This window comes from Ruegeria sp. BHSB056 (assembly GCF_059613305.1).
In genome coordinates this window covers 1-21,973 of sequence record NZ_JBXWSG010000066.1, presented here as the reverse complement: position 1 = coordinate 21,973, position 21,973 = coordinate 1, and the positions used below count along the sequence as shown (strand labels likewise).

The window sequence follows — 21,973 nt, the reverse complement described above, 5'->3', positions numbered from 1 at the left end:
GTATGTCCTTGTCTGATGATCTGGTCTGCCAGCGCTTTCATGGCCTTGCGGTTGTCGAACCCAACTGACGGCACAGGTTTATCCGGCAGAAAGGACCAGGCAACCAGCGCGGGCACTTTCCGTCTGTCCAGGTAATCGTAAATATCTGCGTCCCTGTCATGACCGATCAGCAACAATCCATCTGCACCCCGTGCAACCAGGGTTCGGATCTGATCCTTTTCCGCTTCGGGTTCATAAGCTGAACTGGAGACCAGCAGCGTGTAGCCACGCTGATGAATTTCTTCCTGAAACGCTTGTAACCCTCTTGCGAATATCGCGTTCTCCATGGTGGGGATGATGGCACCAATGGTAAATGACCGCTTTGCCGCCATCACACGGGCCGCGAAATTCGGCGTGTACCCCAATTCTTCGACCGTCGAAAGGACACGTTTGCGCGTAGCTTCAACAACTTGCTGCGGGTTGTTCAGACAGCGGGACACTGTCGCGGTCGATACGCCCGCGGCCTTGGCAACGTCATCCAGTGTCGGAGCAGACCGATGTTTTGACATTCTCGAACTCTCAATTCCGGTTGGCTTAAGTTAATCGCATTTTTGAAATGATGAAAGCATCAATGTAAGCGCTTGCAATATTGATGTAAGCGCTTACAAAGGTGTTGAGCCGATTCTGAAAGGGAGTCCCGGAAATGGTCCTTGCTGCATCCATCGTCGTTTTCGCGATCTATTTCGCAAACGTTGCACTGGGTGCTTTCGCAGGCAGCGCATTTCTCGGCGACGTAGGAGAGATGTTGGTTCTGTTCGCGGCCTCGATTTTGTTCGTTGTCGCAATTCTGAAAAAGGAAGCTGACCGAAACGCAACAGACGGCAGCTGAACTTTTGCTTGGGAGGGCAATTCATGAACAACGACAAGATTGAACTGGCGTCAACAGAACGTCGCAACTTTCTGAAGCTGAGCGCGAGTGGCGCGTTCACGGCCGCATTGGTTGCTGGGGCAGGGGGTGTTTTGTGGTCTTCTAAGGCCTCCGCGCAAACCGCAAAAGAAGAGAGTGAGCGCGAAAAGGCCGCAGACCATGTTATGACAGTGGCGACAGCCTACGTGCTGGGCGCGTCGCGCAGCTATCCGATCATGCAGCTGGACCTGAAGGAAAACATCCAGAATGCTACCAACGGCAAGGTCTATGTCAAATTGGCCCCCGGCGGCCAGCTTGGCGCAGGCGGCGCGCTGGTGCAGAAAGTACAGGGTGGAACCATTCAGGCCGCGCAGCACTCGCTGTCGAATTTTGCACCTTTCGCGTCCACGGTCGACCTGATCAACATGCCGTATCTGTGCGGATCGAACCAGCGCTTCACCAACCTTGTCCATTCGGACACGTGGAAAAGCGAAGTCCACCCCAAGGTCGAAGCGGCAGGCTTCAAGGCCCTGTTTTACGTGAATATCGATCCGCGTGTTGTCGCTGTCCGGCAGGGTGGCAATGCGGTCATAACCCCGGGCGACATGAGTGGGATCAAGTTCCGTGTTCCCGGATCAAAGATGCTGCAACAATACTATCGTATGGTCGGTGCCAACCCGACACCTGTGGCATGGGGCGAAACACCTTCTGCGATCAAGCAGGGTGTTGCCGACGCGCTCGATCCGTCGGTCGGGGCGCTTTATGTTTTCGGTTTCAAGGACATCCTTAGCCATGTGACCTTTACGCAGGCCGTTCCGGACAGTCAGGTTTATTCCTGTAATCTGGAGTGGTTCAACTCGATGCCTGCAGACGTGCAGGAAGGCATCATGTGGGGTGCTGAGATGACCGGTCATCAGAACCTGTCCAAAGTTCCGTCGGCCCGCGCCTATGCCATGGCCGAGTTGAACAAAGCTGGTGTTGAATTCCATTCGCTCAGCGATGATCAGCTGGCGGAATGGCAGGATGCCGGTGGGTATCAGCGTTCGGAATGGGATCCGTTCAAGACGGAACTGGCCGGTTCGATGGACAACTTTGAGAAGCTGGTCGAAGCGGCTGGTACGCAGGGCAAATACTACGTCCACGACGCCTAAGGCGAAACCCGTGGGCGCCTGCGGGCGTCCACGATCTTGTACTGCGCGGCCGACAGTGGCCCGTCAAGGCAGGTGCGGACTTGGCTGTTCCATCGCCGGAGGATCAGATGACCGTTCTTCAGAACATTGACCGAAACGCCGAACGCTGGTTGCTGCTGGTGTTCTACGTGATGCTGGTAATCACCATGGCCATCGAGGTGCTGCGGCGCGAGATATTCGCCTATTCCTCGATCTGGGGCGAGGAAATCGTGCGGTATTCCTTTATCTACCTTGCCTGGATTGGTGCTGCTGCCGCGGTGAAAGAGCGCGCCCATATTCGGATCGATGTGATCATGCACTATGTCGGGCCGCGCCCCAAGGCACTGCTTTATATCTTCGGCGATCTGGTGATGTTCATGGTGGCGATCATCGCACTCTACTGGTCGTATGAAGCGGTTCACGTTTCGGCCAAGTTTGGTTCCGTTACGGACGGTTTGCGGATTTCCAAGGTTTGGTTCCTGATGGCTGTGCCGACCGGGTTTGCCCTGATGATCTGGCGGCTGATCCAATCCCTGTTACGCGATCTGAAATGCCTTCGCGACGGCACGCCCGTCTTCGAAGGTGACAAGCTGTTTGACTGAGGAGAGACCGGATGCTTTGGAATTCCCTCAATCAAACCGTTGAACTGGGCTGGGATTTTTACCTGCCGGTGATCCTGTTCGTAGGCCTGATTGCCTTGGCCGTGCCCGTTTGGGCCGCCATTGGGACAGCAGCGATTGTGATGCTGATCATGTCCGGTGACCTTCCTCTCAGCCTTGTCGGAGAGAGCCTGTTTACTGGCATCGACGCTTTTGCCCTGACTGCTGTGCCCTTGTTTATCCTGACCGGGGATGTTTTGGTTCGGACAGGGTTGTCACGCAAGTTTCTGGATGTTGCCGAGGCTTTGACATGCTTCGCCAAGGGGGGCTTTGGATCGGCCACGGTGCTGGTCTGCGGAATGTTTGCCGCAATTTCGGGGTCGGATGCTGCGGGGGCTGCTGCGGTGGGTCGGATGACCATCAACCGGTTGGTGGAAAGCGGGTATCCGCGCCCCTACGCCTGTGCTCTGGTCGCGGCCGGTGCCTGCACGGGCATCCTGATACCGCCCTCAATCGCCTATATCATCATCGGCCTTGTGCTGGGCATCTCCGCATCAACGCTTTTTCTGGCCGCTCTGATCCCGGGTCTGGCTATCCTGGTGTCGATCCTGATCACCAACATCATCATGAACCGCCTTTACGCTTACGAAGGTGGCGGCATGATGACCATGGGGGAGTGGTTGGCCAATCTGGGCAAGGCGCTGAAATCGGGCTGGTACGCGTTCATCGTGCCGGGGATCATTTTTTACGGCATCTTCTCAGGTCGCCTGACCCCGACCGAAGCCGGCGCAACGGCCGTTGTCGTCACCATCATCATGGGCTTCATCCTGCGTACGCTGACATTGGCGGATTTTCCGTCGATGCTGGTCAGCTCTGCAAAGGTGAACGGGGTGATCCTGCCGATCATCGCCTTTTCAGCTCCGCTGGCCGAGGCGCTGGCGATCATGGGTGTTCCTCAGGGGTTTGTCACTTCGGTGACCTCGCTGACAGACGATCCGTATCTGCTGATCCTGTTGATGATCGGCATCCTGATCGCAGCGGGCTGCGTCATGGAGACGACGCCGAATATCGTCATCCTGGCACCGATCCTGAAACCACTAGCGGACAATATCGGCATGAATGAGATCCAGTTCTGCATCATGATGATCACCGCGCTGGGAGTGGGTTTTATCACCCCGCCGCTGGGGCTGAACCTGTTCGTCGTATCTGGCATTACCGGTGAATCCATTCTGAAGATTGCCGCCCGAGCCGTGCCTTTCGTATTGACCATGCTGATCGTGGTGATCCTGATCGCCTACGTGCCAGCCGTGTCGACAACATTGCTACCTGAAATCTACCAATAGGACCTGCTGAACATGCCTCGTGAATATCTGAAAAAGGCAACTTTAACGGCTCAATCACACGCCTCAGAGGTGCATGATACGGTGAAGACAATTCTGACCGATATCGAGGCGGGCGGTGATGCAAAGGCAAGAGAATACGCCGCCAAGTTCGACAAGTACGAAGGGAATGTCTTGCTGACCCCGGCTGAGATTGAGGCCGCCTGTGCAAAAGTTTCCGAAAAGTTGAAAGCCGACATCCGTTTCGCCCACGACAATGTTCGGCGCTTTGCCGAGACGCAGAAAGCGACCGTATCTGACGTTCAGACCGAGATCGTTCCGGGCTTCATTGCCGGGCAGAAGGCAATTCCAGTGGATGCTGCAGGGTGTTACGTGCCAGGGGGGCGATACAGCCACATCGCCAGTGCGATTATGACAGTGACCACAGCGAAAGTTGCGGGATGTCGCCACATCACAGCGTGCTCGCCTCCGCGCCCTGGCGAAGGGGTTGCGCCTGCCATCGTTTATGCGGCGCATATCTGCGGGGCCGACAGCATTCTGGCCATGGGGGGCGTGCAGGGTGTTGCCGCCATGACTTACGGTCTGTTCGGTTTGCCGCGCGCTAACATCCTTGTGGGCCCCGGCAACCAGTTCGTGGCCGAAGCCAAGCGCATCCTTTACGGCAAGGTTGGTATCGACATGATCGCAGGTCCGACCGACAGTTTGATCCTTGCCGATCAGTCTGCCGATGCGCATGTCGTCGCCACCGATTTGGTCAGTCAGGCCGAGCACGGATACAACTCGCCGGTCTGGCTGGTCACCGATGATCGCGACCTTGCGCAAAAGGTGATGGAACTGGTACCTGCGCTCATCGCCGATCTGCCGGAACTGAACCGCGAAAACGCCTCGGCCGCATGGCGCGATTATGCCGAGGTTATCGTCTGTTCCAACCGCGAAGAGATGGCCGCCTGTTCCGACGAATATGCACCTGAGCATCTGACGGTTCAGGCTGAGGAACTGGATTGGTGGCTGGAACGACTGACCTGTTATGGATCGCTGTTTCTGGGCGAGGAAACAACCGTGTCATACGGAGATAAGGCGACCGGTACGAACCATGTTCTGCCGACTTCGGGCGCGGCCAGTTATACTGGAGGGCTGAGTGTCCACAAATACATGAAGATCGTGACGTGGCAGCGGGCTACGCGCGAAGGGTCGAAGCCCATTGCCGAAGCGACCGCGCGGATATCGCGGTTAGAAGGAATGGAGGGTCACGCCCGTGCAGCAGATGTGCGTCTTGCGAAGTATTTCCCGGACGAGCAGTTCGACTTGACTGCCGATGGATGACCCCCGCACTTTATTTGACCTGACAGGCCGGGTGGCGTGTATCACCGGTGCCAGCTCGGGACTTGGGCGGCAAGTGGCACGAACTCTTGCCGCAGCAGGTGCCCGTGTTATCGGCGTGGCCAGGCGCAGCGATGCGTTGGCGGAGATGCAGGCCGAGATTGGCACGCGCGCTGCAACGGTTGTTGCAGACGTTGCAGATCGCGCTGGGGTAGATGCGTTGACACAGGCCGTCGCTTCCAAGTTTGGCCCCCCCGACATTCTGGTCCATGCGGCTGGCCTGAATACGCGTGAGGCTGCTGATTATGTTACTCCTGAGGGGTGGGATGCCACGCTTGCCCTGAACCTGAGCGCGCCGTTCTTCCTTAGTCAGGCGATGGTTCCGGCGATGAAGGAAAAGGGGTGGGGGCGTATTGTCAATTTCGCCTCGCTACAAACAACGCGCGCTTTTCCAGGTGGTATCGCCTATGGCGCGTCCAAGGCGGGGATCGGGCAGTTGACACGCGCCATGGCCGAGGCGTGGTCGCCTTTCGGCATAACCGCCAACGCCATCGGGCCGGGGTTCTTTCCCACCGAACTGACTCAGGCCGTGTTCGATGACCCCAAGCGCGCAGAACGGAACGCCGCGCAAACCTGTATCGGACGCAACGGACGAATGCAGGATATCGACGGACCGATCCTGTTCTTGTGCTCACAGGCTTCTGGCTATGTCACAGGGCAGGTCCTTATGGTTGACGGAGGTTTCACAGCTAAATGAAGGCTCTGGTTTACAAAGATGTTGAACACATGGTGTTTGACGATGTGCCGAATGCCGAACCGGGCGCGTCGGAACACCTGATCCGGGTCGAGGCGACCGGCATCTGCGGATCGGACATGCACGCCTATCTGGGCCATGATGCACGTCGCCCAGCGCCCCTGATCCTCGGGCACGAGGCTGCCGGTGTCATTGTCGACGGATTACGTGCGGGTGATCGGGTAACGATCAATCCGCTGGTAAGCTGTGGTCAATGCGCTGCATGTCGGACGGGTCGCGAGAATCTGTGCCCGGATCGTCAGATCATCTCGATGCCACCGCGCGAAGGCGCTTTCGCGCAATACGTCTCAATGCCCGGCAGCAATCTTGTCGACGTGCCCGAGGATGTCTCTTTCGCCAAGGCTGCGTTGGCCGAACCTCTGGCGGTAAGCTGGCACGCAGTCAGATTGGGAATCGAAGCTCTGCATTCTGCGATGGACCGCCGCGCCTTGGTGATCGGCGGGGGGGCCATTGGCCTTGCGGCAGCCTTGGCCCTGCGGGCACAGGGCATTGAAGACATTACAATCGCGGAACCAAACGCGTTGCGCCGGGCTTATCTGGCGGAAATCGAAAGTTTTGCGCTCGTGGATGCGCCCAATGGGTCTTTCCCGTTGGTCATTGATGCTGTTGGATATGCCGCGACACGGTCGGTCGCTTCGACCCTGGCCGCGCCGGGTGGCGTGATCGCGCATGTCGGATTGGGTGAAGATGCCGGAGGTCTGGACGTGCGTCGCATGACCTTGCAGGAGATCACCTTTATCGGAACCTACACCTACTCCGCGCAGGATTTCCGCGATACGGCTCAGGCGATCTTTGACGGCCGTCTTGGCGCACTGAATTGGGTTGATGAGCGAGCAATGGCCGATGGCGCGCAGGCGTTTCGCGATATCCGCTCTGGCTCCGTAGCCGCACCAAAGATTATCCTGAGACCCTGGGGATAAACCTGACAGAACTGGAGGCCACCATGTATAAGAAAATTCTGGTCCCGATGGCTTTGGATCACGGCATTTCACAGCATACGCTGGAAGTCGCGCGTGCCTTGTCCGAAAACGGGGCCGAGGTCATCGGCTTGCATGTCTACGAAATGCCACAGGGATCGGTCAGCGCCTATCTGGACAAATCCGCAGTAGCCGAAGGGTTCGAGCGCGCGAGGCAGGCCTTGTTGCAAAAAGTTGACGGGCTGGATGGTGTGAAAGCCGAAATCATCAAAGGGCACACCGCCCGCACCATCATTGACTACGCGACCAGCAACAATGTGGACTGCATTGTCATAGGTTCGCATAAACCGGATCTAAGCGACTACTTTCTGGGATCGACAGCGTCACGCGTTGTTCGTCATGCCCCCTGCGCTGTACATGTGCACCGCAGAACCTGATTTCCTTAATCGCGCCAAGCGCCCCAACAGGACCAACAGCCCGACCATGAACATAGACAAGAAGATAACCGACGACCTGGTGGCCAACGATATCTCGTTCGTCACCACCGTCCCCTGCAAGCAACTGGCAGGCGTCATCGCTGAAATCGACCAGCGAGAGGACATCTATCACATCCCGTCCAACAAGGAAGACGAGGGGATGGGCCTGTGCGCCGGGGCATGGATGGGCGGCAAGCGTCCCGCGATCATCATGCAAAACACCGCAATCGGTGTGACGATCAACACGCTGGCGACACTGATCCAGTTTTACCGAATGCCTTTGCCCATGCTGATTTCCTATCGCGGAGAGCTGCGCGAACCGGTTGCCTGCCAGGTTGAAATGGCCGTGCATACCAAAGCACTGCTGGTTCAGCTGAATATCCCGACTTATCATTTCCACCATCAGTCAGATGTTGAGGAGCTCGACACGATCCTCAAATACACCTTTATGTGCAATAAACCGGTCGCCATTCTGACCGATGCCAGTTTCTGGGGAGGCTATGGCGACCAATGATCCGTTCTGAAATTCTGAAAGAAATCGCTCCGATCCTGCGCGATCAGCTTGTTGTTTGCAACATCGGCATTCCGAGTCAGGAACTGCATGCCATCGACGACCAGCCTACCAATTTCTATATGCTGGGCACGATGGGGCTGGCCTCATCCATCGGTCTGGGTCTGGCCTTGTCGCAGCCCAAGCCGGTTATCGTGATCGATGGGGACGGGTCGGTTCTGACCAATCTGGGTACCTTGCCGACCATCGCCAACAACGTGGCGGACAACTATATCCTGTTGATCGTCGATAATGGGTCGTACGGGTCCACTGGGGATCAGCCGACGTATGCCGGGCAGAAGACCTCTCTGGCGAAAATGGCGGAAGCCGCGGGATGCGAGCGAGTAATCGAATGTCAGGCCGAAGACACCGGCCGCGTGCTGCAAGAAGCGCTGGATTCGAAACAGATGACCATCATCGTGGCCAAGTGCGAAAGCGGAAACGCCAAGATGCCTGTTATCACGATGGATCCGGTGGTGATCCGCGACCGGTTCATGAAGGCCGTACAGGCCTGATGCTATCCAGCGCTATCCACAGTTCCGAAGACGCCCGCCGCCTGGCGCGGCGGCGTCTGCCGTGGATGGTGTTTGACTATATCGATGGGTCTGCCGGGGCCGAGGTTGGTGCAGCCCGAAACAGGGCTGCACTGGATGCGCTGACCCTTCGCCCTAGAATTCTGAATGATGTCAGCGAAAGGTCGCTTACTTGTTCCGTCTTTGGCAGGTCGACCCAACGCCCGTTTGGCATCGCACCGATGGGTATGTGCAATCTGTCGGCCCCCGGTGCAGATCTGATGCTGGCACGTCTTGCGGCGCGGTACGAGGTGCCGCTTGGGGTCTCAACCGTCGCATCGACCCCGTTGGAAGACCTGATTGTCGAGGCAGAAGGACATGCCTGGTTTCAGCTGTATTTCAGCGGCGATGGCTGTGGTACGTTCAAGCTGGTCGAGCGCGCAAAGGCTGCGGGGTACGAAACGCTGGTGCTGACGGTGGACGTGCCCGAAGTGGGACGTCGCCCGCGTGAATTGCGCCATGGGTTCAGGATGCCATTCAAAATGGGGCCAAAACAGGTGCTTGATTTTGCCCTGCACCCCCGGTGGTCGCTATCAACGCTACTGCGGGGCAAGCCCGAAATGGCGAATTTCCTGATGGACGGATATGATTTTGATCGACGGGAAAGCCGGGCCAAGGCGACTTGGGAGACTTTGGACCGTCTGCGCGACCAGTGGGCCGGGAAACTGGTGGTCAAGGGCGTTCTGGATGCAGAGGACGCGCTGAACCTCAAGTCGGCAGGTGTCGATGCCATTCAGGTCTCAAGCCACGGTGGCCGCCAGTTGGACAGTGCGCCCGCGCCGATTGCCGTATTGCCTGAAATTCGGAACGCCGTCGGTCCGGAATATCCGCTGTTTTACGACAGCGGTTTGCGCTCGGGCGAGGATGTTTTGAAAGCCTTGGCAAACGGCGCAGATTTTGCCTTCTTCGGCCGCATCCTGCAATTTGCAATCGCGGCAGAAGGGGAAGAAGGGCTTGAGCAACTGTGGTCTGTGCTGAGTGATGAAATGAGTATTGCCATGGCGCAGATGGGCGTTTCGTCGCTGGGCGAGGTGCGTCTCGAAACCTGAAACCAGTTTGGGGAACGACCCGAGGCGTACCTGCGAGTCGTTCCTATGCTGGTTTAACCGCGGCGTCTGCGACGGCGCCCACCGCCTGTTTCGCTCTCTCCACCTGTGTTGAAGCTTGGATTGGGCAGCGTGACAACCTGCGCCAGTTCCGGAAACGGATCGGTTTTGTGCGGGATCGCGTTGGCGGCCACGAAATGATCCTGGAACTTCGGCTCAATGGCGGTTTCGATCTTGGTGATCTCGCGCACGACGCGTTCGATTTCAGCGCGTGATCCGATATTGCACAGCGCAATCCGTGCACCTGTACCAGCGGCGTTACCCGCGCTGGTGACCTTGTCAAGCGGTGCATCAGGGATCATGCCCAGAACCATGGCGTGCTTGGTCGAGATATGAGCGCCAAAGGCACCGGCCAGAACCACACGATCCACCTTGTCAACTTCCATCTCGTCCATCAGAAGGCGCGCACCGGCATAAAGCGCGGATTTTGCCAGCTGGATGGCGCGGATGTCGCCCTGCGTGACAGTGATGCGGGGGCCGCCTTCGGCGCTGGCGTCGTGAATCAGGTAAGCATGTGTGCGGCCTTCAGGAATGCAGCGGGCCGTTCCAGTCTGCTCGGCCGATCCGATCAGGCCGCTTTCGTCCAGAAGGCCAGCCATACGCATCTCGGCCACAGCTTCTATAATGCCCGATCCACAGATACCGGTGATACCAGTGGTGGCGACATCAAGGTCAAAGCCGTCTTCGTCCGACCATTTCTCGGACCCGATGATGCGAAAGCGGGGATCCTTGGTAAGAGGATCGATTTCGATCCGCTCGATCGCGCCGGGTGCAGCGCGCTGGCCAGAACTGATCTGTGCGCCTTCAAACGCAGGCCCTGTGGGCGAGGAACAGGCCAGAACGCGGCTGGTGTTGCCCAGCAGGATTTCGGCATTGGTGCCCACATCAACGATCAGAACCAAATCCTCGGACTTGCCGGGTTCTTCGGACAGGGCAACTGCCGCACAATCCGCGCCCACATGGCCCGCGATGCAAGGCAGGATATAGACCTGCGCGCGGGGGTTCATGGTGGTCAGTTCCATCTCGCGTGCGGGCAGGGACATCGACTCGGACGTGGCCAGGGCAAAGGGCGCCTGACCCAGTTCTACCGGGTCCAGACCCAGCAGCAGATGGTGCATGACCGGGTTGCAGACAAACACCGTTTCAACGATCAGCGCGGTGTCAATGCTGGCTTCTTCAGCGATTGAGGTGGTCAGATCATTGATCGCCTCGCGCACGGCTTTTGTCATTTCCTGATCCCCGCCGGGGTTCATCATGGAATATGAAACACGGCTCATCAGATCTTCGCCAAAGCGGATTTGCGGGTTCATCAAACCCGATGACGCCTTGACTTCGCCGGTTTCCAAGTCGGTCAGATGAGCCGCAATCGTAGTTGAGCCAAGGTCGATGGCCAGCCCATACAGCCCGCCTTCGTGCAGGCCGGGCCAGATTTCGACGATGCGTGCGACTCTATCCTTGTGACCTTTGTGTACGGCCACAGTGACTTCCCATTTGCCTTTGCGCAGAACCGGTTGCAGCTTGGACAAAAGTGACAGATCCGCTGTGACCGCGTCAATTTTCCACTGCTGGCGCAGTGCGCGCTCAAGGCGCTCCAGATCGCCGGTTGGCGAATGCATGTCGGGTTCTTCGACCACCACGAAATACAGACGCGTTGCTGAATCCATGGTGATGGCGCGTGCCGTGGCGGCCTTGCGAACGACCTGACGATGTACCTGGCTTTCTGGCGGTACGTCGATCACGACATCGCCCTGAACCGAAGCCTGACAGCCCAGTCGACGACCGGGTTTCAGACCGCGCTTGTCGTCGTATCGTTGCTCGACAGCGTTCCATTCGCTCAGCGCATCCTTGGCCACCGTGACGCCGTGCTTGGGAAACTCGCCATAGCTTGGGGTGATCTGACACTTTGAACAGATACCACGGCCCCCGCAAACCGAATCCAGATCCACTCCCAATTGGCGGGCTGCGGTCAGAATGGGCGTTCCGACAGGAAAATGCCCGCGTTTGCCGGACGGTGTAAAGACGACAAGTGGGTCGGTGGTCATGAGTGACATGCCTTTTTGTGTTCGCGCGTTTTCCCGGCAAGATATGGGTTTGAGCGCAAAGGGAAAGGGCTATCAGCGGCACGATTTGCGCGGCATGCGTCGTTTTCTTCGGCTGTATAGGCAACTGGAGCCACAGAGTTGCCCCCAAGGGCTTTTCCTTTGGTTCAATCCATGCAATAGGGTCACCGCCAAACGGGCTTTTGCATGGGGTATTCAGATGCAGATTCGTGAGGCACTCACCTTTGACGACGTTCTTCTGGTTCCGGCCGCATCTTCAGTGCTGCCGGCAACAGCGAACACCACCACGCGTGTCACGCGTGAGATTACCATGAACATCCCGCTGCTGAGCTCGGCCATGGACACTGTGACCGAGGCGCGCATGGCCATTGCCATGGCACAGGCGGGCGGTATCGGGGTCATCCACAAGAACCTTTCCGTAGAAGAGCAGTCTCGCGAGGTTCGCCGCGTCAAACGGTTCGAGTCGGGTATCGTCTACAACCCCGTTACCTTGCGTGCGGATCAGACCCTGGCCGATGCGAAGGCTCTGGTCGAGCGCTATAATTTCACCGGTTTCCCGGTGGTTGACGCAGATGGTCGCGTGGTTGGTATCGTGACCAACCGGGATATGCGCTTTGCCAATTCAGACGACACGCCGATCAAGGCGATGATGACCTCGGAAAACCTGGCAATGCTTAAAGAACCCGCCGATCTGGAAGAGGCCAAAAGCCTGATGCGGGCCCGTCGTATCGAAAAACTTCTTGTCGTTGATGGCACGAGAAAACTGACAGGTCTGCTGACGCTGAAGGACACCGAACAGGCCGTTCTGAACCCAACTGCGTGCAAAGACCGGCTTGGCCGCCTGCGAGTGGCTGCCGCGACTTCGGTTGGAGACGCGGGATTTGAGCGGTCCGAGCAACTGGTGGCTTCGGGCGTGGATATCATTGTCGTCGATACGGCGCATGGTCATTCTCAGGGCGTGCTGGATGCGGTCAGACGGGTCAAGACCCTGTCGAACGAGGTTCAGATCATTGCCGGAAACGTGGCCACAGGCGAGGCGACCAAGGCACTGATCGATGCGGGTGCTGACGCCATCAAGGTGGGCATTGGCCCCGGCTCGATCTGTACAACACGCATGGTGGCGGGCGTTGGTGTCCCACAGCTGACCGCGATCAGTGATTGTGCGGCTGCGGCGGGGGATGTTCCGGTCATTGCGGATGGTGGCATCAAGTTCTCGGGCGATTTTGCCAAGGCAATCGCGGCTGGCGCGTCCTGCGCCATGGTCGGTTCGATGATCGCGGGCACAGACGAAAGCCCGGGTGAGGTCATTTTGTATCAGGGCCGGTCGTTCAAATCCTATCGCGGTATGGGCAGTCTTGGTGCGATGGCGCGCGGATCGGCGGATCGGTATTTCCAGAAGGACGCAGCAAATGACAAGCTGGTACCCGAAGGGATTGAAGGGCAGGTTCCTTACAAAGGATCAGCCAGTGCAGTGATCCACCAGCTAGTTGGTGGTTTGCGCGCCGCGATGGGATACACCGGCTGCGCGACTGTCGAAGAGATGCGCAGAAACTGCCAATTCGTAAAGATCACGGGCGCAGGTCTGAAAGAGAGCCACGTGCACGATGTTCAGATCACACGTGAAAGCCCGAACTACCGGGTGATGTAAGCCGTTGCGCGTGACATACGGCACCCATGCTCGGGGTGCCGTAGCTATTTTGTATTGGCCTGTCACGGCCTGTTTCAGTCAAGGTAATCCGTGATGACACCTGCTGCCCGCGTTCAGGCCTCGATTGAAATATTGGATCAAATTCTGGCCGGGGCCCCGGTTGAAAAAGCGCTGACCGGCTGGGCGCGGCGCAGCAGGTTTGCGGGCTCCAAGGATCGGGCAGCTATTCGCGATCATGTGTTTGACGCTGTGCGGTGCAAACGCTCATTTGCTGCTTTGGGTGGTTCCGGAACTGGCCGCGGCCTGGTGATCGGCGCAATTCGCGCATCGGGTGAAGATCCGGTTGAGTTGTTTACCGGTGACCGCCACGCGCCAGAAGCCCTTCAAAATGACGAAGTATCAAGGGATTTTGCATCCGACGCCGAGAGATATGATCTTCCCGACTGGCTGTGGCCAAGGTTCGTTGCATCCTTGAACGATGCCGCCGTGCCTTGCGCATTGGCATTGCAAGAGCGCGCCCCGGTTTTTCTGCGGGTCAATCTGTTGAAAACGGAAACAAACCGGGCGATTGATGCTTTGGCAACCGACGGTATTTCAGCCCGTCCAACACCGATATGTGAGACCGGGCTGGAGGTGACAGAGGGCGCGCGTCGGATCGCGCAAAGCCAGGCATACGCTCAGGGCCTGGTCGAGCTTCAGGATGCGGCAAGTCAGGCGGTTGTTGCTGCCTTGGATCTGCGCCCTGGAATGCGCGTTTTGGACTATTGCGCCGGGGGCGGCGGCAAGTCGCTTGCGATTGCTGCAAACAAAGGCGTCGAAGTATACGCTCATGATGTAAACGCACGCCGAATGAAGGATATTCCAGCGCGGGCAGAACGGGCAGGGGCCAGAATAACCATCCTGAACAGCGCGGAACTTGCTGGTCACGGGCCTTTTGACGTCGTTTTGGCCGACGCCCCGTGTTCTGGCAGCGGTTCGTGGCGGCGCGCACCGGCAGGCAAATGGGCGTTGACTGAAGAACGTTTGCAAGAACTCACGGTCATTCAGGCTGACATTCTCGCAGATATCACGCCATTGGTCCAAGCAGGTGGAGTGCTGGCTTATGCAACGTGTTCGGTTCTTGCCGACGAGAACGATGCGGTTGTCGACAGGTTTCTGACAAAACATGCGGGCTGGCGTGAAACCTTCCGGCAGGCGTGGCAGGTAACGCGCGGGTCCGACGGGTTCTTTACGTCACACTTGACGCGCTGATCTTTCGGTAAATACAACCCTGGGTAGCTGATTTGTTTTTTAGCGCCGTTAGGCGAGTGTTAACCAATTCTACCTGTTATTACCGCAAAACCTGTGCCCGAGCCGTTTATGCCTGACATCACTGAATTTGTTCCAGTCCCTTCAACCGCCGATAATCCATCGGTGTTTCGGATCGGGTCGTTGGTGTTTGTGGCGCTGTTGATCAGCTTGGCACCTGCGGTTGGGTTTCTGCCGTCGGATTGGACAAAGGGTTTGCTGGCAACAGGCATTTCACTGCTGGTTGTGGCGCTTTTGTTTGGGATCAAGGGGGCGATTGCGAACAGGCATTTGCAACAGATATCAGCCCTTTTTGCCGCTTTCGCAGAGCGCGAGGATGCTCCGGTTGTGATCTCAAACGGGTATGGTGATATATTGGCCGCGAACGTCCTGGCGGAGAAAAAGCTGGGGGCCGTACGGGGCGAAACCCTGGCCCGCTGTTTGCGCTCCAAGTTTGCCAATCCATCGGCGATTTTACTAAGCCTGCAATCGCGGGCGCAGTCCGCGGGACGCGCCCAGAGCGAGTTTCCCGGTGGCGACCGGACCATTTCGGTTTCCGTGCATCAATTGAGGCCGGGGCTGTTCTGCTGGAGTTTCAGCTGTGTTCAACAGGAGAGTTGGCAAACCCTTGGTTTGCCGGTTGTAACCCTTGGACTCGAAGGTGACGTGTTGCGCGTCAATGCCACGGCCGAGCGTTTGTTTGGTGCGCACCCTGCCGGGGTGCAGGATATTTTCAGCGAAGCGGAACCGCGGATCGGGGCTGTTAACGCGGTCAGGACCCGCGATGGTCATGTTCTGGCAGCCGTCTCCGTACTTTCTCAATCCGGGTCAGAGCGAAGCCTTTGTGTGTTACCGATTACGCAGAGACCCGCACAGGATGCGGTCACGTCCTTCTCTGACCTTCCGGTTCCAATCCTCAGGCTTTCCGAGGACGGCATCATCCTGGACAGTAATCGGCTGGCGGTGAAACTGTTGGGAAAGAAGCAGCTTGAAGGCAGTAATATCAGCGACATCATGGGGGGTATGGGTGGCCCTGTGCTGGATTGGTTGAAACGGACCGAAGCACATGAAGAAACGCTGCGATCCGAGTTTTTGCGGTTCATTAGGGACGACAAAGAAATATTTGTTCAAGTCACCTTGAGCCGCGTGTTTGTCGACGGAAAGATATGCCTGATCGCGGTTCTGAACGATGCAACTGAACTGAAGACGCTCGAAGCTCAATTCGTTCAGGGCCAGAAGATGCAGGCCGTAGGGCAATTGGCCGGAGGTGTTGCACATGATTTCAACAACCTGCTGACGGCCATTTCCGGTCACTGCGATCTGCTGCTGTTGCGCCATGACCAGAATGACCCGGATTACGGGGATTTGGTGCAGATCAATCAGAATGCCAACCGGGCCGCCGCGCTGGTCAGTCAGCTTTTGGCGTTTTCGCGAAAACAGACCCTCAGGCCCGAAGTGTTGGATCTGCGTGACACGATCTCGGACCTTATTCACCTGCTGAACCGTTTGGTTGGCGAGAAGGTGCAATTGACGCTGAGCCACGATCCGGTGCTCAAACCCGTGCGGGCGGACAAGCGTCAACTCGAGCAGGTGCTGATGAACCTTGTCGTTAATGCGCGGGATGCCATGCCGGACGGGGGCGAAATTCGCATCGAAACCAGTGTGTTGACCCTTTCGCAGCCTTTGATGCGGGACAGGGCAACCGTACAACCGGGCGATTATGTGTCAGTCAAGGTTGTGGATGGCGGTGTTGGTATCCCAGCAGATAAGCTGCAGAAGATTTTCGAACCTTTCTACACCACGAAACGAACTGGTGAAGGCACTGGCCTTGGGCTTTCAACGGCCTACGGGATCGTCAAGCAGACCGGCGGGTTCATCTTTGTCGACAGTGCGATTGGACGGGGCACCGAGTTCACTGTCTTTCTTCCGATTTGCGAGACAGCGACCCATGTCGAAGCCGAATTGCCAGTCCAGCCCGAAGCCCAGAGCACCAGACAGGGTGAGGGCGTGGTGCTGCTGGTCGAGGATGAGGCACCAGTTCGCGCCTTTGCAACGCGCGCGCTGCGACTGAAGGGTTACACCGTGCTCGAGGCGGACTCGGCAGAAGAGGCGCTTCGACTGCTTGAAGATTCCGCGTTAAGTGTCGACGTATTCGTCACAGATGTTGTCATGCCGGGAGTGGACGGGCCCACATGGGTTCGCAAAGCTAGGGAGACGCGCCCGGACGCGCGTGTGATCTTCGTGTCCGGGTATACTGAAGGTGTATTCGGCGATACTGGACCGGATATTTCCAACTCAACCTTTCTGCCCAAGCCGTTTTCCCTCAACCAACTGACTGAGGCCGTGTTTCAACAACTCAACTGATGGATCACATTGCGGCTTTGTGCAGCGCAAATTCTTCCGGGAAGGCATTTCGAAACTTCTGTTCGGTCGCAGGTGACAGATGCAAATCTCCCGGAGGCGAAACGTTTTCGCGCTTCAGGTCGATCTGCATGTCCAGACGTGTTTGCAGAAAGTCCAACACCTTGTCCTGATGCTCGTATTTGAAAATATGACGAGCGCCAGAACTGTCGTTGCGAGTACGAAAGAATTGCGCCTGGCTGCCGACATTGGCGAACTCGGGACGTGTGTCCTGCAAATAGGCTTGCACGAAGGCGTCAAAATTCATGTCACGTGTCGAGCGCGGTTGACCTATCAAGTCTACACGACTGCGGAACCGGTACCAGCTGCCCAGCCAATCCAACGGTTCGCGCACAACGGCCATAATTTCCATCTCGGTATCAAACAGTTTTCGAAACATGGTCTGGAAAAACCGGTCATACCGACGCACCGGGGCGTGTTTCAGCTCTGGCGGATGTGTCACGATGAGATCGGCCCGGTCACGCAACGCCGTGTGATAAGCCGTGCTTCCGGTCTTGGGGACTGAAAGAAAAGCAAGTCGTTCTTTATAAAAAACAAGCATTTATCGGTTCCCGAGGTTGCCATGTTACTTGTGCAGATTGTCGTAAACGACTCTTTAATACAATTGCAGAAGACTGATTTCTGTAAGTTTTAGTTGAAATGTTCTCTTTTTGATCTCATAAGGAACAAGAGGCGAACAAAGCAGCGATTGCCGCCCGATTAAGGGTGTGACAAAAGGGAAGGCGACAGGACAATGGCGGATCTTCTGACAATGAGCGACAAGAAAAACGCAGACAAGCAAAAGGCGCTCGACAGTGCGCTGGCCCAGATCGAACGGCAGTTCGGCAAAGGGTCGATCATGAAGTTGGGCGAAGATGCCCGGCAGGACATCGAGGCGAGCTCGACCGGCTCGCTGGGTCTGGATATCGCGCTGGGTATCGGTGGACTGCCGATGGGGCGTATCGTTGAAATTTACGGGCCTGAGAGCTCCGGCAAAACCACTTTGACCCTTCATTGCATTGCTGAGCAGCAAAAGCGGGGTGGAGTTTGCGCGTTCGTGGATGCGGAACACGCACTGGACCCGCAATATGCCCGAAAGCTGGGTGTTGATCTGGATGAGCTCCTGATCTCGCAGCCCGATACCGGTGAGCAGGCGCTTGAAATCACGGATACTCTGGTGCGCTCGGGCGCGGTCAACATGGTTGTCGTCGACTCGGTCGCTGCGCTGACGCCGAAATCGGAACTCGAAGGGGACATGGGCGACAGCAGTGTCGGTGTGCAGGCCCGATTGATGAGCCAGGCGATGCGCAAACTGACCGGCTCGATCAGTCGCTCGAACTGCATGGTCATCTTTATCAACCAGATTCGGATGAAGATCGGCGTGATGTTCGGCAGCCCGGAAACCACAACCGGTGGCAATGCGCTGAAATTCTACAGCTCGGTTCGGCTGGATATCCGCCGGATTGGCGCCATCAAGGATCGGGACGAAGTTGTCGGGAACCAGACCCGCGTCAAAGTTGTGAAGAACAAAGTCGCACCACCGTTCAAGCAGGTCGAGTTCGACATCATGTATGGCGAAGGCATCTCGAAGATGGGTGAGTTGCTGGATTTGGGCGTCAAAGCCGGCGTTGTTGAAAAGTCAGGATCCTGGTTCAGCTATGGTGATGAGCGGATCGGGCAGGGGCGCGAGAACGCCAAACAGTACCTGCGGGAAAACCGTCGGGTGGCGCTGGACATCGAAGACAAGATCCGCGCGGCGCATGGGCTGGAATTCGATATGTCGCCAGGCGTTGCCGAGGATGACGATATTCTGGAGGCCTGATGTCCTGAAGTGGGTAACCCCTGACATCTGCGCAAAGACTATAACACTTGAAACAAGGCGACCTGATCGGGTCGCCTTGTTTCGTTCCTGTGTGCCTCTGCTGTGGACACTCACCTGACAGGGGGCTAAACCAACGGAGACCAAGATATATGTGCGCCGAGAGAGCCCTATGCCAACCCTGAACGACATCCGATCGACTTTTCTGAACTACTTTGAAAAACAAGGGCATGAGGTCGTCGCGTCCAGCCCGCTGGTGCCGCGCAATGACCCGACGCTGATGTTCGTGAACTCAGGTATGGTGCAGTTCAAGAACCTGTTCACCGGTCTCGAAACCCGCGATTACAAACGCGCCACTACGGCGCAGAAATGTGTGCGTGCGGGTGGCAAGCACAACGACCTCGACAATGTTGGCTATACGGCGCGTCACCACACGTTTTTTGAGATGCTGGGAAACTTCTCATTCGGGGATTATTTCAAACATGAAGCGATCCCATTTGCCTGGGAACTGATCACCAAGGAATTCGGTATCGACAAGACCCGCCTGTTGACGACCGTCTACCACACGGATGATGAAGCCTTTGAAATCTGGAAAAAGGTCGGTGTGCCCGAGGACCGGATCATTCGTATCGCCACCAATGACAATTTCTGGCAGATGGGTCCGACCGGACCTTGCGGCCCGTGCACCGAGATCTTCTATGATCACGGCGATCACATCTGGGGTGGCCCTCCGGGATCACCCGAGGAGGATGGCGACCGGTTCATCGAAATCTGGAACGTCGTTTTCATGCAGAACGAGCAGTTCGAAGATGGCTCGATGGTCGAGCTTGACATGCAGTCCATCGATACCGGTATGGGGCTCGAACGGATTGGGGCGCTGTTGCAGGGCAGTCATGACAATTATGACACCGACCTGTTCAAGACCTTGATTGAGGCTTCGGCAGACGCGACCGGTGTCGACCCCTATGGCGACCAGAACGTGCATCACAGGGTGATCGCGGATCACCTGCGGTCGACCTCGTTCCTGATTGCAGACGGTGTGATGCCCAGCAATGACGGCCGCGGATACGTTCTGCGCCGGATCATGCGCCGCGCCATGCGCCATGCGCACCTGCTGGGCGCAAAGGATCCTGTCATGCATCGCCTGGTGCCTACGCTGGTGCAGCAGATGGGTGGGCATTATTCTGAACTGAAACAGGCGCAACCGCTTATCGAAGAGACGCTGCTGCTGGAAGAAACCCGGTTCAAGCAGACACTGGACCGTGGTCTGAAGTTGCTGGATGATGAGGTTTCGGGGCTTTCCGAGGGGGCGCCCCTGTCAGGTGAAGCAGCCTTTAAGCTTTACGACACTTATGGCTTCCCACTGGATCTTACGCAGGATGCGCTGCGTGAAAAGGGCCTGAGCGTTGACACGGACGGTTTTGATACCGCGATGGCCGAACAAAAGGCCAAGGCACGTGCCGCATGGGCCGGGTCAGGTGAAGCAGCGGATCAGGTCGTATGGTTCGATGTTCTGGATGCAGCCGGTGCGACGGATTTCCTGGGCTACGATTTCGAGAAAACCGAAGCGCAGGTTGCCGCCCTCGTTGTTGATGGTTCGCTGGTCGACAAGATCGACGCGGGCAGCAGCGGTTGGGTCGTCGTGAACCAGACCCCGTTCTATGGAGAGGCCGGTGGTCAGGTCGGTGATACTGGCGCGTTGCGTCGGCTGGAGGATCGCGATCACCTGAGCCGCGTGGAGGACACGAGGAAGTTTGCCGACGGCAAGGTCTATGCTCATAAGGTGGCGGTTCAAAGCGGAGTCATTTGCAAGGGCGACGCGGTAGAGCTTGAAGTTGATCACGCCCGCCGTTCCGCCATTCGCGCCAACCATTCGGCCACGCACCTGCTGCATGAAGCGTTGCGCGAAACGCTGGGTGATCACGTGGCGCAGCGCGGCTCGCTGAACGCGGCGGATCGTTTGCGGTTTGACTTCAGTCATTCCAAAGCGCTGAGCCTGGAGGAAATTCAAAAAGTCGAACGTGAGGTGAACGATTTCATCCGCCAGAATTCGATCGTTGAAACCCGGGTCATGACACCTGACGACGCGCGCGCATTGGGCGCGCAGGCCTTGTTCGGCGAGAAATATGGTGACGAGGTTCGTGTCGTCTCCATGGGCAAGGCGCCAACAGGCAAAGGCCATGAAGGCGATACATGGTCGATAGAACTCTGTGGCGGCACACATGTGCGCCAGACAGGTGATATCGGCACCTTTGTTGTGTTGGGTGACAGCGCCAGCAGTGCAGGTGTGCGTCGGATCGAAGCGCTGACCGGGGGTGAAGCCTTCCGCTATCTTTCAGCTCAGGATCAACGTCTGGCTCAGGTGGCATCGGAACTGAAAGCGCAACCGGACGACGTGGTGGCGCGCGTGAAAAGCCTTCTGGACGAACGCAAGGCCTTGCAGAACGAAGTGGCTCAGTTGCGCCGGGATTTGGCTATGGCTGGCGGGGCCGGTCAGAGCGGTGGTGCCGGGGCGCGGGATGTAAACGGTGTGAAATTCCTGGCACAAGCGCTCAGCGGTGTTTCAGGCAAGGACCTTCCCGCGTTGATCGACGAACACAAAAGCCGCCTTGGATCGGGTGCGGTGTTGCTGATTGCGGATACGGGCGGCAAGGCGGCCGTTGCGGCTGGTGTGACAGAAGACCTGACCGGACGGATTTCGGCGGTGGATCTCGTCAAAGCTGCGGTAATCGAGTTGGGCGGAAAAGGCGGCGGCGGTCGTCCTGATATGGCCCAGGGCGGCGGCAAGGATGCATCAAATGCAGATGCGGCAATCAAGGCCGCACAACAGGTTTTGGGAGGTTAATATGGCTGCTCTTTGGATTGCGCATGTCACGGTGACGAACACTGAGGCTTACGGCAAATACGCGGAACTGGCCGGACCGGCCATCGCCAAGCACGGGGGCGAGTTTATCGCCCGTGCTGCACGGTACGTTCAGCTGGAAGGTAAGGAACGTCCACGAAACGTAGT

The 21,973-nt window shown here is 57.4% G+C and carries 20 protein-coding genes; 17 read left to right on the top strand and 3 right to left on the bottom strand.

All coding sequences use genetic code 11. The annotated features are described in order from the left end of the window. On the bottom strand, positions 1–548 hold a 548-nt coding region (locus AC2FND_RS14815), incomplete at its 3' end, for a LacI family DNA-binding transcriptional regulator (protein ID WP_496770542.1). Between the two features lie 134 nt (positions 549–682). Between AC2FND_RS14815 and AC2FND_RS14810 the strand changes: the two genes are divergently transcribed. The 11 genes from AC2FND_RS14810 to AC2FND_RS14760 all read left to right on the top strand — a co-directional run bounded on the left by AC2FND_RS14810 (position 683) and on the right by AC2FND_RS14760 (position 9,692). Continuing rightward, positions 683–868, top strand: a complete 186-nt coding sequence (locus AC2FND_RS14810; protein ID WP_496770541.1) for a hypothetical protein — start codon at positions 683–685, stop codon at positions 866–868. Positions 869–891: 23 nt separating this feature from the next. Next, a complete protein-coding gene (locus AC2FND_RS14805) occupies positions 892–2,037 on the top strand; it encodes a TRAP transporter substrate-binding protein (protein WP_496770540.1) in 1,146 nt (381 codons plus the stop codon). Between the two features lie 107 nt (positions 2,038–2,144). Beyond that, positions 2,145–2,657, top strand: a complete 513-nt coding sequence (locus AC2FND_RS14800) for a TRAP transporter small permease (RefSeq protein ID WP_480505117.1) — start codon at positions 2,145–2,147, stop codon at positions 2,655–2,657. Positions 2,658–2,668: 11 nt separating this feature from the next. Continuing rightward, complete coding sequence (locus AC2FND_RS14795) at positions 2,669–3,997, top strand: TRAP transporter large permease (RefSeq protein WP_480505120.1); 1,329 nt, start codon at positions 2,669–2,671, stop codon at positions 3,995–3,997. Between the two features lie 12 nt (positions 3,998–4,009). Next, positions 4,010–5,317 (top strand): histidinol dehydrogenase, encoded by a 1,308-nt coding sequence (hisD, locus tag AC2FND_RS14790; protein ID WP_496770538.1) that lies wholly within the window; start codon positions 4,010–4,012, stop codon positions 5,315–5,317. Then, complete coding sequence (locus AC2FND_RS14785; protein ID WP_496770536.1) at positions 5,310–6,071, top strand: SDR family NAD(P)-dependent oxidoreductase; 762 nt, start codon at positions 5,310–5,312, stop codon at positions 6,069–6,071. Before hisD ends, AC2FND_RS14785 begins: the two co-directional genes overlap by 8 nt. After that, positions 6,068–7,048, top strand: coding sequence for an alcohol dehydrogenase catalytic domain-containing protein (locus AC2FND_RS14780; protein WP_496770535.1), 981 nt, complete (start codon positions 6,068–6,070; stop codon positions 7,046–7,048). The genes AC2FND_RS14785 and AC2FND_RS14780 overlap by 4 nt, the downstream gene beginning before the upstream one ends. A gap of 23 nt (positions 7,049–7,071) precedes the next feature. Further along, entirely contained in the window at positions 7,072–7,482 is a 411-nt protein-coding gene (locus AC2FND_RS14775; RefSeq protein WP_209503875.1) for a universal stress protein, read from the top strand. Positions 7,483–7,528: 46 nt separating this feature from the next. Beyond that, positions 7,529–8,035, top strand: a complete 507-nt coding sequence (gene comD / locus AC2FND_RS14770; RefSeq protein ID WP_496770533.1) for a sulfopyruvate decarboxylase subunit alpha — start codon at positions 7,529–7,531, stop codon at positions 8,033–8,035. Next, complete coding sequence (gene comE, locus AC2FND_RS14765; RefSeq protein ID WP_209503877.1) at positions 8,032–8,586, top strand: sulfopyruvate decarboxylase subunit beta; 555 nt, start codon at positions 8,032–8,034, stop codon at positions 8,584–8,586. The genes comD and comE overlap by 4 nt, the downstream gene beginning before the upstream one ends. Further along, positions 8,586–9,692, top strand: a complete 1,107-nt coding sequence (locus tag AC2FND_RS14760) for an alpha-hydroxy acid oxidase (RefSeq protein ID WP_496770532.1) — start codon at positions 8,586–8,588, stop codon at positions 9,690–9,692. Before comE ends, AC2FND_RS14760 begins: the two co-directional genes overlap by 1 nt. Positions 9,693–9,745: 53 nt before the next feature. Here the strand turns inward: AC2FND_RS14760 and AC2FND_RS14755 are convergent, their stop codons facing one another. Continuing rightward, complete coding sequence (locus AC2FND_RS14755) at positions 9,746–11,791, bottom strand: ASKHA domain-containing protein (protein WP_496770530.1); 2,046 nt, start codon at positions 11,789–11,791, stop codon at positions 9,746–9,748. A 217-nt stretch (positions 11,792–12,008) separates the two neighbouring features. Between AC2FND_RS14755 and guaB the strand changes: the two genes are divergently transcribed. From guaB to AC2FND_RS14740, 3 genes are all read left to right on the top strand, one after another. After that, the gene (gene guaB / locus AC2FND_RS14750; RefSeq protein ID WP_209596318.1) at positions 12,009–13,457 is read left to right on the top strand and encodes an IMP dehydrogenase; all 1,449 of its coding nucleotides are present in this window, start codon (positions 12,009–12,011) and stop codon (positions 13,455–13,457) included. A gap of 93 nt (positions 13,458–13,550) precedes the next feature. After that, the gene (locus AC2FND_RS14745; RefSeq protein WP_496770529.1) at positions 13,551–14,708 is read left to right on the top strand and encodes an RsmB/NOP family class I SAM-dependent RNA methyltransferase; all 1,158 of its coding nucleotides are present in this window, start codon (positions 13,551–13,553) and stop codon (positions 14,706–14,708) included. Positions 14,709–14,816: 108 nt separating this feature from the next. After that, entirely contained in the window at positions 14,817–17,108 is a 2,292-nt protein-coding gene (locus tag AC2FND_RS14740) for an ATP-binding protein (protein ID WP_496770527.1), read from the top strand. A 4-nt stretch (positions 17,109–17,112) separates the two neighbouring features. Here the strand turns inward: AC2FND_RS14740 and AC2FND_RS14735 are convergent, their stop codons facing one another. Further along, the gene (locus tag AC2FND_RS14735; protein WP_496770525.1) at positions 17,113–17,706 is read right to left on the bottom strand and encodes a sulfotransferase family protein; all 594 of its coding nucleotides are present in this window, start codon (positions 17,704–17,706) and stop codon (positions 17,113–17,115) included. Positions 17,707–17,898: 192 nt separating this feature from the next. Here AC2FND_RS14735 and recA point away from each other — a divergent pair, with 192 nt between their 5' ends. From recA to AC2FND_RS14720, 3 genes are all read left to right on the top strand, one after another. Beyond that, positions 17,899–18,966, top strand: a complete 1,068-nt coding sequence (gene recA / locus AC2FND_RS14730) for a recombinase RecA (protein ID WP_496770523.1) — start codon at positions 17,899–17,901, stop codon at positions 18,964–18,966. A 169-nt stretch (positions 18,967–19,135) separates the two neighbouring features. Beyond that, on the top strand, positions 19,136–21,808 hold the full coding sequence (gene alaS / locus AC2FND_RS14725) for an alanine--tRNA ligase (RefSeq protein ID WP_496770521.1): 2,673 nt from the start codon (positions 19,136–19,138) through the stop codon (positions 21,806–21,808). A 1-nt stretch (position 21,809) separates the two neighbouring features. Then, positions 21,810–21,973, top strand: a 164-nt coding sequence (locus tag AC2FND_RS14720; protein ID WP_496770544.1) for a DUF1330 domain-containing protein, incomplete at its 3' end; no start/stop codon positions are given.